Consider the following 15,625-nt stretch of genomic DNA (forward strand, 5'->3'; position numbering starts at 1 on the left):
CGACCCATTCCGCCCGCCCATCCCGCCCGATCCATTCCGCACGACCCATTCCGCACGACCCGACCCGCCTGGAGGCATCCCATGACCGCTGACATCACCTCGACCCTCGCCCTCGCCGACCCCGTGATCGAGCACCCCCGCATCACCGTGATCGGCACCGGCTATCTCGGAGCCACCCACGCGGTGTGCATGGCCATCCTCGGCTTCGACGTGCTGGGCGTCGACGTCGACGAGAAGAAGATCGCCGACCTCGCCTCGGGCACCGTGCCGTTCTTCGAACCCGGACTGCCCGAGAAGCTCAGAGAGGCCCTCGACTCCGGCCGGCTGCGCTTCTCGACCGACTTCGACGAGGCCGCGCGGTTCGGCGACGTGCACTTCGTGTGCGTGGGCACGCCCCAGGCGAAGGACTCCACTGCCGCCGATCTGCGGTACGTCGACGCGGCCTTCACCGCCCTGGCTTCGCGTATCGACCGCAAGGCCCTGCTCGTGGGCAAGTCGACCGTGCCCATCGGCACTGCCGCACGCCTGACCGCCCTGGTTCAGGATGTCTCACCGATCGGCTCCGAGCTCGAGCTGGCCTGGAACCCCGAGTTCCTGCGCGAGGGCTTCGCTGTGCAGGACACCCTGCACCCCGACCGTCTGGTGTTCGGCGTCTCGTCGCCATGGGCCCGCGCTCAGCTGGAGGCGGCGTTCCGCCCCATCCTCGACGACGCCACTCCGCTCGTCGTGGCCGACCTCGCCACCGCGGAACTGGTGAAGGTCGCCGCCAACTCCTTCCTGGCCACCAAGATCTCGTACATCAACGCCATGGCCGAGGTGTGCGAGGCCACCGGCGCCGATGTGAACCTGCTCGCCTCGGCGCTGTCGTTCGACACCCGCATCGGTGGGCGCTTCCTCAAGCCCGGGCTGGGTTTCGGCGGAGGCTGCCTGCCGAAGGACATCCGCGCCTTCGTCTACCGGGCGGAGGAGCTCGGTGTGGGCCAGGCGGTCGGCTTCCTGAAGGAGGTCGACGGAATCAACCAGCGCCGTCGCGTGCGCACGGTCGACCTGGTTCGCGAGCTCGCCGGTGGCGACCTCGCCGGTAAGCGGGTGGCTGCCCTGGGCGCCGCTTTCAAGCCGAACTCCGACGACGTGCGCGACGCCCCCGCACTCGACGTAGCGCGCTTCCTCTATATGGAAGGGGCCGAGGTCACCGTGTACGACCCGGAAGCGAACGAGAACGCCCACCGCGCCTACCCCGATCTCAGCTATGCCGACAGCATGAACGAAGCCCTCCGCGATGCCGACGTGGTGGTGCTTCTCACCGAATGGCAGGAGTTCCGCGACGCCGACCCGGTGCTGATCGGATCGATCGTTGCCGAGAAGCGAATCGTCGACGGGCGCCACGCCCTCGACGCCGACGCCTACCTGGCCGACGGCTGGACGTACCGCGCCCTGGGCCGGCCTTCCGACGCCCGCACGGTCGCCCTCGTGTCGGATGCGCGCGACGAAGGCCACTCCACCGCCGCCTGAGCGGCCGGCCGGCCGATGGGCCGGCCACCGGGCCGGCCGCTGGGCCGGCTGGTCACGGGACCAGCCGGTTCGAGCTGCCCGCCAACCCTGGCTGCGACGGAGTACGGTGAGGCTGGTCCCCGCCGCCTGCCCCGGCCGCATCCTTCGAGGAGAACCGATCCCATGAGCCCCTCGAGCCCGCCCGGCTCCGACGACCAGCCCGGCTTCTCCCTTCAGAGCCCCGACTCGACGCCGATCCGCTACGTCGCCATCGGCGACAGCTTCACCGAGGGCGTCGGCGACGACGGCACGGGCACTGGCAATGGCACTGGGACCGGCACCGGCGCTCCCGCGCCGTTCCCCGGCTGGGCCGGCAGGCTCGCCACCGGGCTGGCCGCGAGCGGCGACCGGCCGGTGTTCTACGCGAACCTCGCCATCCGGGGCCGGCTGCTGGGCGGCGTTCTCGACGAGCAACTGCCCGCCGCGCTGGCGCTACAGCCGCCCGCCACGCTCGTGACGTTCTGCGCCGGCGGCAACGACATGCTGCGCCCGCGGTTCGACACGGCCGCGCTGCTCGCACGGGTCGAGACCGCCGCGACGGCGATCCGCGCCACCGGCGCCCAGCTGGTGCTGCTGAGTCCGGCCGATCCGAGTTCGCGCATCCCCCTGGGGCGACTCGTGCGCAGCCGGGGCATCGCCTGGGCCGAGTTGCTCGGGTCGTTCGCCCAGGGGTCGGGGATCCCGTTCGTCGACGTGTCCCTCGATCCGTACCTGCACGAGGCCGACTTCTGGGCATCCGACCGGCTGCACATGAATGCGGCCGGGCACGAGCGGGTGGCCGACCTGGCCCTCGAAGCGATCGCGGATGCGCCCCCGCCCCTGGCGCCCGTTCTCGATCCAGCGGGTCGCGCCCGCCTCGGTTCCGACCTGCGGTATTACCGGGAGCACGTGGCCCCGTGGGTGAAGCGTCGCCTCACACGCCGGTCGACGGGTGATGGGCGCGCCGCTCCCTACCCTGTCTGGACCCGGGTGTAAACCCCCCTGCCATCCAGGAGCGTGGTGGCCGTGATTGGGGTATGGGCAAGCTGATCTACGACTCCACCCTCTCCGTCGAGTTCGACGACCGCGTTCTGGCCCACCTCCGCGTCGTGCTGACGACCAAACGCAATCGCGGTGAGACCTTCGTGTTCACGTGGGGCGAGAAGGCCGACGACCCGGATGGTCTGAACAGCCTCTGCATCCGCCCCGGGGTCGAGTTGGCGTTCGTCTTCCGTGGGGCGCGGGTGCCGGCGATCAACCAGCGCTGGATCCGGGCACTCCTGGCCGATGGCCAGTCCCGGCCGTCGCTCGACCTGCACCTCATCGCGGAGCCGGATGCCGCCACCGCCGAGCCGTTCGAGCCCCACGGCAGAAGTCTCTATTCGTAGCGATCGCCGCCATCGGATTGGCCGGTTCGCAATCCGGCTGTTCAAGCGCCCCGAGCCTGGCAGAGTGCCTGGCACTTGGCACGCCACGCCGTTCAGGGCTACGGTCAGGTAACTCACACCTCGTGATTCATGCCCCGGAGAACACGGGGATTCTGGAGGGCTTCATGAGAAGTCTCACCGCTCATCGCACATCTTCTTCTTCCCGCTCGTCCACCTTCGTTCGTTCGGGTGCTGCCGGCGCCGCCCTGGTTCTCGGCACCATCTCCATCGCCTGGCTGGGCTCGCAGTCGGCCAGCGCCATCGCCACCACGGTCGATCTGGGCAACGCGGGCGCCTACACCGTGCTCGGCGGCCAGAGCGTCACCAACACCGGGCCGAGCGTCCTGCCCGCCAGCCTCGGGGTGAGTCCGGGCACACCGTCCGGCCCGCGCATCTCGGGCTTCCCGCCCGGCTTCGTGGGAGGCGAGACGCACGACGTCGATGCGCAGGCCCTCGCCGCCCAGAACGATCTCACCACCGCGTACAATGCGGCCGCGGGTCAGGCCTCCGACGGCGACATCGCGGGCGACATCGGCAACACCACCGTTCTCCCCGGCGTCTACACGGCGGCGAGCTCGATCGGCATCACCGGCCCGCTCACGCTCGATGCGGGCGGCGATCCGGATGCGGTGTTCGTCTTCCAGATCGGATCGGCCCTCACCACGGCCACCGGCAGCAGCGTGGTGCCGACCAACGGGGCGAACAGCTGCAACGTGTTCTGGCAGGTGGGGAGCTCGGCGACGCTGGGCACCGGGAGCACGTTCACGGGCACCATCATGGCTCTCGCCTCCATCAGCACCGAGTCGGGCACCGTGGTCGACGGGCGGGCTCTGGCTCGCAACGCGTCGGTGACGCTGATCAACACCACGTTCCTCCGTCAGGACTGCGACGCGGCCACGACGCCGCCCACCACGTCGAACCCGCCGACCACGTCGAACCCGCCGACCACGTCGAACCCGCCCACCACGTCGAACCCGCCCACCACCACAGCGCCCCCGACGTCGAACCCGCCAATCACGACTCCGCCCACCACGACTCCCCCGGGCGGCGGCACTCCTCCCGGTGAGGGTACGCCTCCCGGAGGCGGCACTCCTCCTGGGGGCACCCCTCCCGGTGGGGGCACCCCTCCCGGTGGCGGAACTCCTCCCGGTGGCGGCACACCTCCCACCTCCACCAACTCGGTGCCGGTGACCCCGGGCGGTGGTTCGGACGCCTCGGGCCCCGGCTCCAGCGGTGACCTCGCCTCGACGGGCATCGGTCCGATGCCGCTCGCGATCGGTCTGGGAGCAATCGCCGCTCTCACGCTCGGCTCCATCCTGGCCATCGCCATGGTTCGTCGCCGCCGCTCGCAGGTCTGAGTTGCCCGAAGCCGCCGTTCTCTCGCGAGGGCGGCGGCTTCGTCGTGCCCGCAGAGCGCTTTTCGACCAGACCTCCCGCCCGCGGCAGCCGCTGCGCTACGCTCCCGAACGTGTGCACACGCATCTTCTGGAATGACAACGACGTAGCCAAGACGGTCAGCCGCTGCATGGACTGGGCGGTGAGCGACGAACCCGAACTCTGGTTCGTGCCCCGCGGCACCGAGCGCTCGGGCCGTTCGGTCGACAGCGACAGCCACACCTGGGTGTCGACGTACTCGAGCATCGTCACGAGCATGTGGGGAATGGGCACGGTCGACGGCCTGAACGAGAAGGGTCTCGGCGCGCACGCGCTCTACCTCGACCCCGATGACGTCTCGTTCCCCGAACCGGATGGGCGCCCTTCGGTCGCCAACGCTCTCTGGGTGCAGTACCTGCTCGACAACTACGCGACGGTGGCGGAGGCCATCGACGACATCGATCACATCCGCATCACGTCGCCCACGTTCCGCGGCCTCGAGTTGGGCATCCATATCGCCCTCGAGGACGCCACGGGCGACTCGGCGATCATCGAGCCGATCGGCGGCGAGCTGGTCGTGCACCACGGGCGCGAGTTCACCGTGATGGCGAACTCGCCCACGCTCGACAAGCAGCTCGAGAACCTCGCGAACTACCGCCCGTTCGGTGGGGAGCTGCCCCCGCCCGGTGACATCACGTCGCTCGACCGGTTCGTGCGTTCGGCGTACTTCTTGAACTACCTGCCCGAGCCCGAGAACGTGGAGGAAGCGGTGGCGGGGGTGTTCCAGCTGATCGCGAACGTCTCGGTTCCGTACGGGGCGCCGTACTCCACCGGCGACGTGTACCCCACCTGGTGGCGGGCGGGAGCCGACCTCACGAACCGCGTCTACTACTTCGGTTCGACGCGGAGCCCCAACATCTTCTGGATCACCCTCGACGATCTGGCCGACACCACCGAGGTGGTGAGCCTCGACCCGCGCGAGCTCACCCTCGTGGGCGACCAGACCGCGCACCTCGCCCCGGGCACCCTCGCCTACTGATTCCTACCGACCCACGCCTCCGCGTCAGCTGACCCTAGGGGCTAGCGCCGCGAGCGGGGTGGGTGGTGAATTGGGCGCCGCGCGGGGTGGTCCAGAGGAGGGTGCGGCCGGGGCCCGCCTCGACCGACCAGCCGCCGTGGTGCTTGAGGTGGTGGTGCCCGGAGCACAGGTGGGCCAGGTTGTCGGGGGTCGTGCTGCCGCCGAGGGCCCAGTCGCGGGTGTGGTCGAGTTCGCAGCGGCTCGCCCGGCGGGCGCAGTTCGGAAACCGGCAGGTCTCGTCGGCGACCATGAGCGCCGTGCGCATCAGCGCCGACGCGCTGTAGCGCGAGCGGCCCGACTCGGCAGCCGCGGGTGCGGCTCCACCCGTCGCTGAAGCCGGATTCGCCTGGACCGTGGCACCAGCCTCAGGCCCAGCAACCGCCGTCGGCAAGGCCGTGCCACGCGACTCATCGGGGTGCGCGGAGGGCGGACGGCGGTGGCGGGTGAGGAGGACCGGGTCACCGGTGGTGGGGTGCGTGAGGACGCGGATGTGGGTTGGTGCCCGGGCGGCGAGCCCACGTGCCGTGTCGGCATCGATGGGGCCGTAGCCGTGGAGCTCGCCCGGCTCCTCGGTGTGGCCGGCGATCGTGGCGGCGGGGACGGTGAGCAGCACCGTGGGCGTGAAGGCCCCGCGGTCGCAGGTGCCGAGAACCAGGCCCGTGAGGACGTCGGAGCGGCGCTGGGCGTGGGAGCGCGGGTCGGTGTCGGAGCGCTGCGACCGGGCCATCCTGTCGATCAGGTCGTCGATGGCCAACGCCTCGGCCGCAGGCAGCAGGTGCACCAGCGTCGACAGGCCGTCGCAGCCCGGCTCGAGGGCGACGTGGCGCTCGTCGCGGGCGGCGCGGGGGCGTTCGGCGATCGACTCCGGGTGGGCGCGCTCACGGAGGCGGCGGACGCGGTCGTCGAACCGGTAGGCCGGTTCGGTGGCCGCGAACGGGAGCACCTGCGCCTCGAAGGCGGGGCGCGCCGCCACGGGCAGGGTGATGGCGTGCGCGATGACGGCTCGGGCGTGCGCGTACGAGATGGCACCGGCGGCGACCTGGGCGAGGGTGGCCGGGAGCTCGTGCACCAAGCGCTCGCCCTCGTCGATCAGCCGCGCGATCGTGCGCTCCGAGCGCCGCATCGCGCAACCGATCTCGGCTGCGATGCCACGCCGCGCCATCGAACGACCCACCGACGTGGAGCCCTCACCGCTGACAAGCGACCGCTCCTCCGCCAGCGCCGCGGCCCGCGCGAGCAGCGTCGCGCGCCGCCCCTCCAGCACCGCCACCTCCGCCTCGACCTGCACGAGCGAAGCCAGCACCGCCCGGATCTCGTCGTCGACGGCATCGATCGCCGCCGCAACACCCTCACCCCCAAGCCCACAGCGCTCAGGCAAGCCGGCCGCAGGCCCGGCGAACCCGCCAGACCCGAATCGCACACCCGAACTCTTCATGAGATTAATTCAATCCCACCCCACTGACACCCACGCCCCCGCGGATAAATCTGTGTACAAAACCAGGCCATCCGACGCCTGTGCACAACCACCCACCCACCGACCGGGCGCACAGCACCACCCCGGCCCGCGCATCCGCTCTCGAAAAATCACCCCACGATCACGAGGGCAAGCGCCCCGCGCGCGGCAGCCGCGCCCGCGGCCCCAGCGCATCAAGCCCCCCAAGGCCGCAACCCCCTACCCCAACCGCCCCGCCAACCGCCCGCGAATCCGCGAACTCTCCTCGTTCAACCCCACGAACTCCACCTCGACCCCCCGCTTGTCATACTTGGTGCCGATCGCATCCAGCGCGGCCACGGTCGATGCATCCCAGATGTGGCTCGCCGACAGGTCGATCACCACGCGGGCAGGATCATCCGCGTACTCGAACTGCGTGGTGAGGTCGTTCGACGAGGCGAAGAACAGCTCCCCCACCACGGTGTAGTACGCCGTGGGAACCGGTTCGTCGAGCCGCACCGAGCGCGTCACCGTGGCGAAGTGCGCCACCCGCCGGGCGAAGATCACCATCGCCACCAGCACCCCTACGATCACGCCGATGGCGAGGTTGTGCGTGGCCACCACGACCCCCACGGTCACCACCATCACGGCCGTCTCGCCGACGGGCATGGTGCGCAGCGTCGACGGGCGGATGGAGTGCCAGTCGAACGTGGCCACCGACACCATCACCATCACGGCCACCAGCGCGGCCATCGGGATGATCGACACCAGGTCGCCGAGCCCCACGACGAGAATGAGCAGGAACACACCGGCCAAGAACGTGGAGATGCGCGTGCGGGCGCCCGAGGCCTTCACGTTGATCATCGTCTGCCCGATCATCGCGCACCCGCCCATGCCGCCGAAGAACCCCGAGAGCACGTTGGCCACGCCCTGGCCCCAGGCCTCGCGGGTCTTGCGCGAGTGCGTGTCGGTGATGTCGTCGACGAGCTTCGCGGTCATCAGCGACTCGAGCAGCCCCACCACGGCCATCGCGGCGGCAAACGGGGCGATGACGGCGAAGGTGTCCCACGTGAACGGCACGTTCGGCACGAACAGCGACGGCAGGCTGCGTGGCAGGGCGCCCTGGTCGCCCACGGTCGGCACGTTCAGCGCGAACACCAGCGTCGCGGCGGTGAGCAGCACGATCGCCACCAGCGGCGCCGGCACCACCCGCGTGATGCGCGGCATCAGAACCAGGATGAGGATGCCCACCGCGACGAGCGGGTACACGAGCCAGCTCACGCCGAGCAGCTGCGGCAGCTGGGCGATGAAGATCAGGATGGCGAGCGAGTTCACGAAGCCCACCATCACGCTGCGCGGGATGAACCGCATCAGCTTGGCCACGCCGAGCACGCCGAAGAGCACCTGGAAGACGCCCGCCAGAATCACCGTGGCGATGAAGTAGTCCATGCCGTAGTCCCGAGCGACCGGCGCGATCACCAGCGCCACGGCTCCGGTGGCGGCCGTGATCATGGCCGGCCGGCCGCCGAGGAAGGCGATCGACACCGCCATCACGAACGACGAGAACAGCCCCACCTGCGGGTCGACCCCGGCGATGATCGAGAACGAGATGGCCTCGGGGATGAGCGCCAGGGCCACCACGAGCCCGGCGAGCACCTCCCGGGTCAGGATGCGAGGGGTCTTCAGCGCGGTGAGAACCGTGGGCTCGGCCCGGTAGCGCTCGGCCGAGCCTGGTTTCCGGGTGATGGACATGGCTGTCTCCTGGAGAATAGGGGTGGGTTGGAGCTCTCACTGGAATCTCAGCGGGTTCAGCAACTCTACCTTAACGTAAGAGTTGATTTACCGGAGAGACGCCATGGAGCCCGACACCACCGCCGCGATGATGCACATCGGCGAGCTGGCCGAGCGCACCGAGCTGTCGCTGCGCACCATCCGGCACTACGACGAGATCGGGCTCCTGAAGCCGTCGGGGCGCACCGACGGCGGGTTCCGGCTCTACACGGAGCGGGACTTCGCCCGACTGATGCTCATCCGGCGCATGAAGCCGCTCGGGTTCCCCCTGGAGGAGATGAGCGAGCTGCTGCGCATCATCGACACGCTCGAGCAGGGCGACGACCCGGAGCTGCGGGCGCAGCTCGACCGCTTCGTGGAGCGCGCCGCCGAGCAGCGGCAGAAGCTGCAGCGGCAGCTCGACATGGCCGACGAGTTCTTGGCGCTGCTGCACGACCGAAGCAGCAGCGGCGGCAGGAGCGCCGGCCGACACCCCTGAGCCGGGCGACTCAACCCCCAAAGGGCTATTTGACGGTCACCGGCCACCCGGTCACGATGGGGCCATGACCGAACTCGACCGTCTGCGCGCCACCGCCCATCCGCTTCGGCTGCAGATACTCTCGCTCGTGACGGCGTCGGCCCTGAGTGCAGCGGAGGTGGGGCGGGAGCTGCGGGTGTCGCAGGCGGCCGCGAGCTATCACCTGCGGGTGCTCGAGCGCGCGGGGCTGGTGCGGGTGGTGGAGGTGGTGCGGCTGCGCGGCGGGGAGGCGAAGCGGTATCGGCACGAGTCGTCGGCGGAGCCGTTCCGGCTCGACGACGCGGTGCCGGCACCCTCGTCGTCGGCGGCCGGCCGCCCGGCGGATCAGGATTCCGCACCCGAAGAGCGCGCTCTCTACGTGGCCGCGCTGGCCGCCGAGCTGCAGCGTCGCTCGGCGGCCCGCGTCGAGGGCCCGCAGGTGACGACGGATGCGGAACTGTGGGTAGACGCCGACACCTGGCGCCGGGTCGTGCTGATGGTGGGGCAGGCTTCGGCGCTGCTGCACGCACGGGCTCAGCCGCCCCGATCGCCGGGCACCGGGCCGGTGTCGATGACGGCGGCACTCTTTCCACTGAAGCGCCCGCGTCCGTGACGCGCCGGCCACGGCGAGCAAGCCGCCGCGGCGGGCCCCTGCGGCACGGCGCGTTCCGGTGGCTGCTCGCGGCGCGCACCACGAGCATCCTGGGCAACGCGGCCGCGCCCGTGGCACTGGCCTTCGCCGTGCTCGACCTCACCGGCTCGGCCGCCGATCTCGGGCTCGTGGTCGCCGCCCGATCCATCACCAACGTCGCCGTGCTGCTGTTCGGCGGCGTGCTCGCCGACCGCCTGCCACGCACCCTGGTGCTCGTGGGTGCCTCGCTCGCGGCGGCCGCCACCCAGGCGACGGTGGCCGGGCTGGTTCTCACCGGGTCGGCGACGGTTGTGTCGCTCGCCCTGCTGAGCGCCCTCAACGGCGCGGTGGCGGCGGTGAGTATGCCGGCGGCCGCGGCGATGGTGCCCGAGACGGTTCCGGCCGAGCTGCTGCGGCCCGCGAACGCCCTGCTGCGGCTGGGTCTGAACGCCGGGGGCATCGTGGGCGCGGCGGCGGGCGCCGGCATCGTGGCGGCAGTCGGACCCGGATGGGGGCTGGCCGTCGACGCCGCCGGCTTCGCCCTGGCCGCCCTGCTCTTCTCCCGCCTGCGTCTCACCCCGCCCGCGGAAGCCGCCCCACCCGAGCCAGCCGCAGCCGCCCAACCCGACCCGGCCGCAGCCGAAGCCGCCCCACCCGAGCCGCCCCCTCCCGTGCCCCGCGCATCCGTCGTCGCCGACCTGCGCACCGGCTGGCGCGAGTTCACCGCGCGCCGCTGGGTCTGGGTGGTCGTGGCCCAGTTCGCCGTGCTCAACGCCGCCTTCGTGGGAGCGACCACCATTCTCGGGCCGGTGATCGCCGACGCCACGTTCGGCCGCGCATCCTGGGGGCTGGTGATCGCCGCCCAGACCGCCGGACTCGCCGCCGGAGCCGTTCTCGCCCTGCGCTGGCGCCCGAACCACGCCCTCGGCATCGGCGTAGGGCTGATGGCTGTGACCGCCGTGCCGGTGGCCGCGCTCGGCATCGCGCCCGCGTTGCCCACCCTTCTCGTGGCGTTCGCGCTCGGCGGCGTGGCCCTCGAGGTGTTCGCCATCGCCTGGGACCAGTCCCTGCAGACCCACATCCCCCGCGAGGCCCTCGCCCGCGTCTACTCCTACGACATGGTCGGCTCGTTCGTCGCGATCCCGCTCGGCGAGGTGCTGGTCGGGCCGCTGGCCGAGCGCTTCGGCACCGAGGCCACCCTGATCGGATGCGCGACCCTGATCGTGGTCGCCTCGCTCGCAGCGCTCTCGGTCGCGAGCGTGCGCCGCCTCACCACCCCGAGCACTCCCACGCCCGGCGCCGAACCCACCCCACCGATAGGTTGATGCGACGACCCCACCGAGAGGCCCCGCATGCTCATCCGCCACCGCACCCACGCCCCCACGATCGACCCCACCGCCTACGTCGCCCCCTCGGCCGTGATCGTGGGCGACGTGCGCATCGCTGCCGGCGCCCGCATCCTGCACGGCGCGGTGCTCACCGCCGAAGACGGCCAGGTGTTCATCGGCGAGAACACCGTCGTCATGGAGCACGCCCTCGTCCGCGGTCGCGCCGGCCACCCCGCCCGCATCGGTGCGGCGGTGATGATCGGGCCGCACACCCACGTGAACGGCAGCACCGTCGCCGACGAGGCCTTCGTCGCCACGGGCGCGTCCCTGTTTCCGGGCAGCAGCATCGGGCACGGCGCCGAGGTGCGCATCAACGGTGTGGTGCAGGTGAACACCGTCGTCGCGCCCGGGGCCGTGGTGCCCATCGGCTGGGTGGCCGTGGGCGACCCGGCGGCCATCCTCCCGCCCGACCGGCACGACGAGATCTGGGCCATCCAACGCGAGCTCGACTTCTCGGGCACGGTCTACGGCACGGGCCCCGGCGTCTCCCCCGCCGAACGGATGCGGCAGCAGTCCGCCTACTACGGCACCCACGCCGCCGACGAGATCATCGCCCCCTGAGTGGAGGGGTCTGCACCGGGCGACGTCGAGACTGAGTCCTACGAAGCAGCCGGCGCCTCCGAGGCGGCCGAAGAACCCGCGGCGCCGCCGCGCTTGCGCACCTCGCGCAGCACGATCTGCTCGGGGCACACCGTCGAGAGAAAATCACCCACCGAGAGCGCGAGCCGTTCGCCCACCAGCGAGTACAGGATGCGGTTCGCATCCCGCCGCTCGGTCACGAGGCCGGCCTGTCGCAGCACGCTGAGGTGCCGCGAGATGGTGGGCCCGGTGGCGTTGAAACGGCCGGCGATCTCGCCCGCCGCGAGCTCGCCGTCTTTGAGGTCTTGCAGAATCTGACGGCGAGTCGGATGGGCGAGAGCCGCGAAGATGTCTGACGCCGTATCTGCCATGGTTGCAATATAGCACTGATACTAAATACAGTGTAGCTTCATTGCTAATAAGCGAAGGAGCGCACCATGCGAGTAGCCATCACCGGCGGCACCGGATTCGTCGGACGCCATCTGGTCGAGCGGTTGGATCAGGCGGGCAGCGGGGTCGAGACCGTGATCGTGTCGCGCCGAACCGGCACCCGCATCGACGACGTCGACGCACTGGCCGCGGACTTCGCCGGCTGCGACGCGGTGGCCCACTGCGCCGGCATCAACCGCGAGATCGGCGACCAGACCTTCGAGAGCGTGCACGTCGACGGCACCCGCGCGGTGATCGAGGCCGCTCACCGGGCAGGCGTGCAGCGCATCGTGCTCCTCAGCTTCCTCCGCGCCCGCCCCGACAGCCGGTCGGCCTACCACCGCACGAAGTGGGCGGCCGAGGAGCTCATCCGCGCCTCGGGCATCGACCACACCATCCTGAAGAGCGGCATGATCTACGGCCCGGGCGACCACATGGTCGACCACGTCTCCCGTGCAGTGCGCACCTTCCCGGTGTTCGCCACGGTGGGCTTCCGGGAGCGGGCGGTGCGCCCGGTTCCCATCGACGACGCGGTCGACGTGCTGGTGGCCGCCATCGAGGGCCGCATCGTCGAACCCACCGTCGCCGTGATGGGCGCCGAGGAGCTCGAGCTCGGCGCCGCCGTGCGACGCATCGCCGGGGTGGCGGGCCGGCAGCCCCGGTACGTGCGGGCGCCGGTGTGGTCGATCCGGATGCTCGCCCAGCTCACCGAGTGGACGATGGTCACCCCGCTGGTGGCGAAGGCTCAGGCCCAGATGCTCGCCGAGGGCGTGAACGAGCCGGCGCCGTTCGCTCCGGAGCTGCCGGTAGGCATCCGCCCTTCCCGGCCGTTCGACGAGGCGAGCATCCGCGCCGCGCTGCCCGAGGGCCGCTTCAGCGTGGCCGACCTGAGGATCACCGCCTGGCTGGGCCGCCGCCGCCCTCTCACGTCACCGACGAGGCCCGCTCAGTCGCGGTCGCCGAGGTAGGTGTCGAAGTCGGGCTCCACGGCCGGGTTCAGGTCGTCCGCCTGACCCCGGAGCGGCTGCAGGTCGGCCACCTTCTGCCGCATGACCAGCACCGCGTCATGGTCGTCGAGGTCGACCTCGAGTTCGACACCGAGCCCCATTCCGGGGTCGGGCACCGGGGTGGCGTAGAGCTGGCTCGCGGGCCCGAGCAAGAAGGTCGTCGAGCCGACGACATCTCCTTCGGTGAGCGAGGGCACGGTGACCAGGTCCGACCTGGCCACATCGGCGAGCGCTCTCGAGTACTCCATGACGGCCGCGCACACGTCGTCACCGAGCAGCACCGAGCCGCTGGAGTAATAGAGCTTCTGCATGGCCTCACTCTGCGTTCCGCGCGCCGAAAGCACACCACCGTTGACGAACCGGGCACCGCGTGTGATGGTCGGGGCGGCCGGCCGCGCGATCGGCTGCGCGACGGGCTCCGCAACCCCGAACGGCCGGTTAGGCATCCCCGCCCGGGTGTGAGATGGTCAGAGGTCACCCACCACGTCGCCCCCGCGACACCGAGAGGTTGCATGCCGCCGATTCCAGGCGAGAACGAACTCTCCGAGGCCCAGCTCACCTCGGCCTACGAGCTGGGGTGCGACCACGCCGAAGACGGCCGGTCGCGGCACCTCAGCCAGGATGCTCTGTGGGATCTCCTGATCGGGGAGCCACGCACATCCTTCACCCCGCACTCGCCGATGGCGCTGATGCACCGCTACGAGGCCGGCTACCGCGACTTCTGGTTCTGACCCGCACCCCGAATCGACCGCGACCGACTGCCGCAGGCCCCCGCTCAGTACGCGATCCGCCCCTCCCGGTCGTGGAACTCCCCCGTCGGGCCGTCGGCACCCAGCAGCGCCAGCCGAACCGTCGCGTCCGTTCCCTCGGTGACGGTCTGGTGCCCGCCGTGCCCGTTGAAGTCGGTGGCGGTGTAGCCCGGGTCGCTCACATTGATCCGGAACTCGGGCAGGTTCTTCGCGTACTGAACCGTCAACGCGATCACGGCCGCCTTCGACGCCGCATACGGGATGGCCGGCACCGGGAACTCGTCGCGCCCCTCGGTGGTGAGCCACCGCGGCCACCCCACGCCCGACGCCACGTTCACCACCACCGGCTGCGCCGACCTCCGCAGCAGCGGCAGTGCCGCCTGAGTCACCCGGATGATGCCGAGCACGTTCGTGTCCAGCACGCTCTGCATGCTCTCGGCCGTGAGGTCGTCGACTCCGAACGAGGTGCCGAGCACTCCCGCGTTGTTGACGAGAACGTCGAGTTCGGGCAGCGAGGCCAGGGCGGCGTCGACGCTCGCCTGGTCGGTGACGTCGAGCTGCACGGCGATGGCGCCGAGCGACCGGGCCTCGTCTCCGGTGCTGAGGTCGCGCATCCCGGCGTACACGGTGTGGCCGGCTTCGATGAGCCGGCGGGTGGTCTCGAGGCCGAGACTCTTGTTGGCCCCGGTGATCAGTGTCGTTGTCATGCCCTCAGCCTGCGCCCGGCCGCGCGCATCCCCCAGGCCCCCGCCGACACCGGGACCGGCCGACAGGAGGACTCGCAGTACCACCCCACGCCCATCCCGAGGGCGCAGGATGGGACCATGAGCGAATTCGCCAGCGTGCTGCGATCCTGGCGCGACCGCGTCACCCCCGCTGAAGCGGGCCTGCCCGCCGGAGCCGGCCGCCGCACCGCGGGCCTGCGCCGCGAGGAGCTGGCCGCCCTCGCCGGCGTGAGCGTCGACTACATCGTGCGGCTCGAGCAGGGCCGCGCGCAGAACCCGTCTCCCCAGCTGCTCGGCGCCCTGGCCATCGCGCTGCGCCTCAGCGACGACGAACGCGACCACCTCTACCGCGCGGCGGGCGCCGCTCCTCCCTCGACCGGCATCGTGCCGCAGCACGTCAGCCCCGGCGTGCAGCGCATCGTCGACCGGCTGCACGACGTTCCCCTGGCGGTGTTCACGGCCACTCACGACATCGTGCTCTGGAATCCCCTGTGGGCCGCCATCAACGGCGACCCGTCGCACTTCGCGGGCATCGAACGCAACCTGGTGTGGCGGCATTTCATGTGGGGCCACGACGGCACCGAGTTCGACGCCCAGCACGAGGAGGACTTCGCGAGCGACCTGGCGGCCGACCTGCGCGCCGCCGTGGGCCGCTACCCCCGCGACGGCCGCCTGGCGCAGCTCGTCTCGCGCCTGCGTGCCGAGTCGCCCGAGTTCGAGCGCCGCTGGGCCGAGGCCAAGGTGGCCGAGCACCGCGCCAGCCGCAAGACGGTCACGAGCACCCCGGTGGGCCCCATCACCGTCGACTGCGACGTGCTCACGGCCCCGGGCAGCGACCTGCGCATCGTGGTCTACACGGTGGCCCCCGACAGCCCGGATGCGGCCCGCCTCGACCTCCTGCGCGTCACCGGCCTGCAAACGCTCACCCCCACCCCGGCCTGACCCGCCAGCGTCGTCCGGCCGAATCCGCGCCACCCCGCCAGTGTCGG

General features: G+C 71.1%; 17 protein-coding genes. 12 read left to right on the top strand and 5 right to left on the bottom strand.

Annotated features, from left to right (window positions below; translation table 11 throughout):
• The first annotated feature begins 81 nt into the window (after positions 1-81).
• The 5 genes from ACEXOR_RS06040 to ACEXOR_RS06060 all read left to right on the top strand — a co-directional run bounded on the left by ACEXOR_RS06040 (position 82) and on the right by ACEXOR_RS06060 (position 5,370).
• Entirely contained in the window at positions 82-1,512 is a 1,431-nt protein-coding gene (locus ACEXOR_RS06040) for a UDP-glucose dehydrogenase family protein (RefSeq protein ID WP_374848523.1), read from the top strand.
• A 162-nt stretch (positions 1,513-1,674) separates the two neighbouring features.
• Positions 1,675-2,526, top strand: a complete 852-nt coding sequence (locus ACEXOR_RS06045; RefSeq protein WP_374848524.1) for an SGNH/GDSL hydrolase family protein — start codon at positions 1,675-1,677, stop codon at positions 2,524-2,526.
• Positions 2,527-2,567: 41 nt separating this feature from the next.
• Positions 2,568-2,918, top strand: coding sequence for a DUF7882 family protein (locus ACEXOR_RS06050; RefSeq protein WP_374848525.1), 351 nt, complete (start codon positions 2,568-2,570; stop codon positions 2,916-2,918).
• A 164-nt stretch (positions 2,919-3,082) separates the two neighbouring features.
• Positions 3,083-4,315 (top strand): ice-binding family protein, encoded by a 1,233-nt coding sequence (locus ACEXOR_RS06055; RefSeq protein ID WP_374848526.1) that lies wholly within the window; start codon positions 3,083-3,085, stop codon positions 4,313-4,315.
• A gap of 110 nt (positions 4,316-4,425) precedes the next feature.
• Entirely contained in the window at positions 4,426-5,370 is a 945-nt protein-coding gene (locus tag ACEXOR_RS06060) for a linear amide C-N hydrolase (protein ID WP_374848527.1), read from the top strand.
• Positions 5,371-5,404: 34 nt separating this feature from the next.
• Here the strand turns inward: ACEXOR_RS06060 and ACEXOR_RS06065 are convergent, their stop codons facing one another.
• Together ACEXOR_RS06065 and ACEXOR_RS06070 are read right to left on the bottom strand one after the other, a co-directional pair.
• Positions 5,405-6,844 carry an HNH endonuclease signature motif containing protein gene (locus ACEXOR_RS06065; RefSeq protein ID WP_374848528.1) on the bottom strand — a complete coding sequence of 480 codons (1,440 nt, stop codon included), beginning with the start codon at positions 6,842-6,844 and terminating at the stop codon, positions 5,405-5,407.
• A 237-nt stretch (positions 6,845-7,081) separates the two neighbouring features.
• The gene (locus ACEXOR_RS06070; protein WP_374848529.1) at positions 7,082-8,593 is read right to left on the bottom strand and encodes a SulP family inorganic anion transporter; all 1,512 of its coding nucleotides are present in this window, start codon (positions 8,591-8,593) and stop codon (positions 7,082-7,084) included.
• A 103-nt stretch (positions 8,594-8,696) separates the two neighbouring features.
• Here ACEXOR_RS06070 and ACEXOR_RS06075 point away from each other — a divergent pair, with 103 nt between their 5' ends.
• The 4 genes from ACEXOR_RS06075 (at position 8,697) to ACEXOR_RS06090 (ending at position 11,708) form a co-directional block, all read left to right on the top strand.
• On the top strand, positions 8,697-9,110 hold the full coding sequence (locus tag ACEXOR_RS06075; protein ID WP_374848530.1) for a MerR family transcriptional regulator: 414 nt from the start codon (positions 8,697-8,699) through the stop codon (positions 9,108-9,110).
• 64 nt (positions 9,111-9,174) lie between these two features.
• A complete protein-coding gene (locus ACEXOR_RS06080; RefSeq protein ID WP_374848531.1) occupies positions 9,175-9,741 on the top strand; it encodes an ArsR/SmtB family transcription factor in 567 nt (188 codons plus the stop codon).
• The gene (locus ACEXOR_RS06085) at positions 9,738-11,084 is read left to right on the top strand and encodes an MFS transporter (protein WP_374848532.1); all 1,347 of its coding nucleotides are present in this window, start codon (positions 9,738-9,740) and stop codon (positions 11,082-11,084) included. Before ACEXOR_RS06080 ends, ACEXOR_RS06085 begins: the two co-directional genes overlap by 4 nt.
• A gap of 27 nt (positions 11,085-11,111) precedes the next feature.
• Positions 11,112-11,708, top strand: a complete 597-nt coding sequence (locus ACEXOR_RS06090; RefSeq protein WP_374848533.1) for a gamma carbonic anhydrase family protein — start codon at positions 11,112-11,114, stop codon at positions 11,706-11,708.
• A gap of 38 nt (positions 11,709-11,746) precedes the next feature.
• On the opposite strand, the gene ACEXOR_RS06095 is transcribed toward ACEXOR_RS06090, so the two are convergent.
• On the bottom strand, positions 11,747-12,097 hold the full coding sequence (locus ACEXOR_RS06095) for a metalloregulator ArsR/SmtB family transcription factor (RefSeq protein ID WP_374848534.1): 351 nt from the start codon (positions 12,095-12,097) through the stop codon (positions 11,747-11,749).
• 66 nt (positions 12,098-12,163) lie between these two features.
• On the opposite strand from ACEXOR_RS06095, the gene ACEXOR_RS06100 reads away from it, so the two are divergent.
• A complete protein-coding gene (locus ACEXOR_RS06100; protein ID WP_374848535.1) occupies positions 12,164-13,123 on the top strand; it encodes an NAD-dependent epimerase/dehydratase family protein in 960 nt (319 codons plus the stop codon).
• Here ACEXOR_RS06100 and ACEXOR_RS06105 read toward each other — a convergent pair.
• Positions 13,102-13,473 (bottom strand): hypothetical protein, encoded by a 372-nt coding sequence (locus tag ACEXOR_RS06105; RefSeq protein WP_374848536.1) that lies wholly within the window; start codon positions 13,471-13,473, stop codon positions 13,102-13,104. The genes ACEXOR_RS06100 and ACEXOR_RS06105 overlap by 22 nt on opposite strands.
• Positions 13,474-13,674: 201 nt before the next feature.
• Here ACEXOR_RS06105 and ACEXOR_RS06110 point away from each other — a divergent pair, with 201 nt between their 5' ends.
• Positions 13,675-13,893 (top strand): hypothetical protein, encoded by a 219-nt coding sequence (locus ACEXOR_RS06110; protein ID WP_374848538.1) that lies wholly within the window; start codon positions 13,675-13,677, stop codon positions 13,891-13,893.
• A 44-nt stretch (positions 13,894-13,937) separates the two neighbouring features.
• On the opposite strand, the gene ACEXOR_RS06115 is transcribed toward ACEXOR_RS06110, so the two are convergent.
• Complete coding sequence (locus ACEXOR_RS06115) at positions 13,938-14,618, bottom strand: SDR family NAD(P)-dependent oxidoreductase (protein WP_374848539.1); 681 nt, start codon at positions 14,616-14,618, stop codon at positions 13,938-13,940.
• A 117-nt stretch (positions 14,619-14,735) separates the two neighbouring features.
• On the opposite strand from ACEXOR_RS06115, the gene ACEXOR_RS06120 reads away from it, so the two are divergent.
• Positions 14,736-15,578, top strand: coding sequence for a helix-turn-helix transcriptional regulator (locus ACEXOR_RS06120; protein ID WP_374848540.1), 843 nt, complete (start codon positions 14,736-14,738; stop codon positions 15,576-15,578).
• Positions 15,579-15,625: the final 47 nt, after the last annotated feature.

Origin of the sequence: Herbiconiux liangxiaofengii (assembly GCF_041927335.1) — a bacterium.
In the GTDB taxonomy this organism is placed as follows: domain Bacteria; phylum Actinomycetota; class Actinomycetes; order Actinomycetales; family Microbacteriaceae; genus Herbiconiux; species Herbiconiux liangxiaofengii.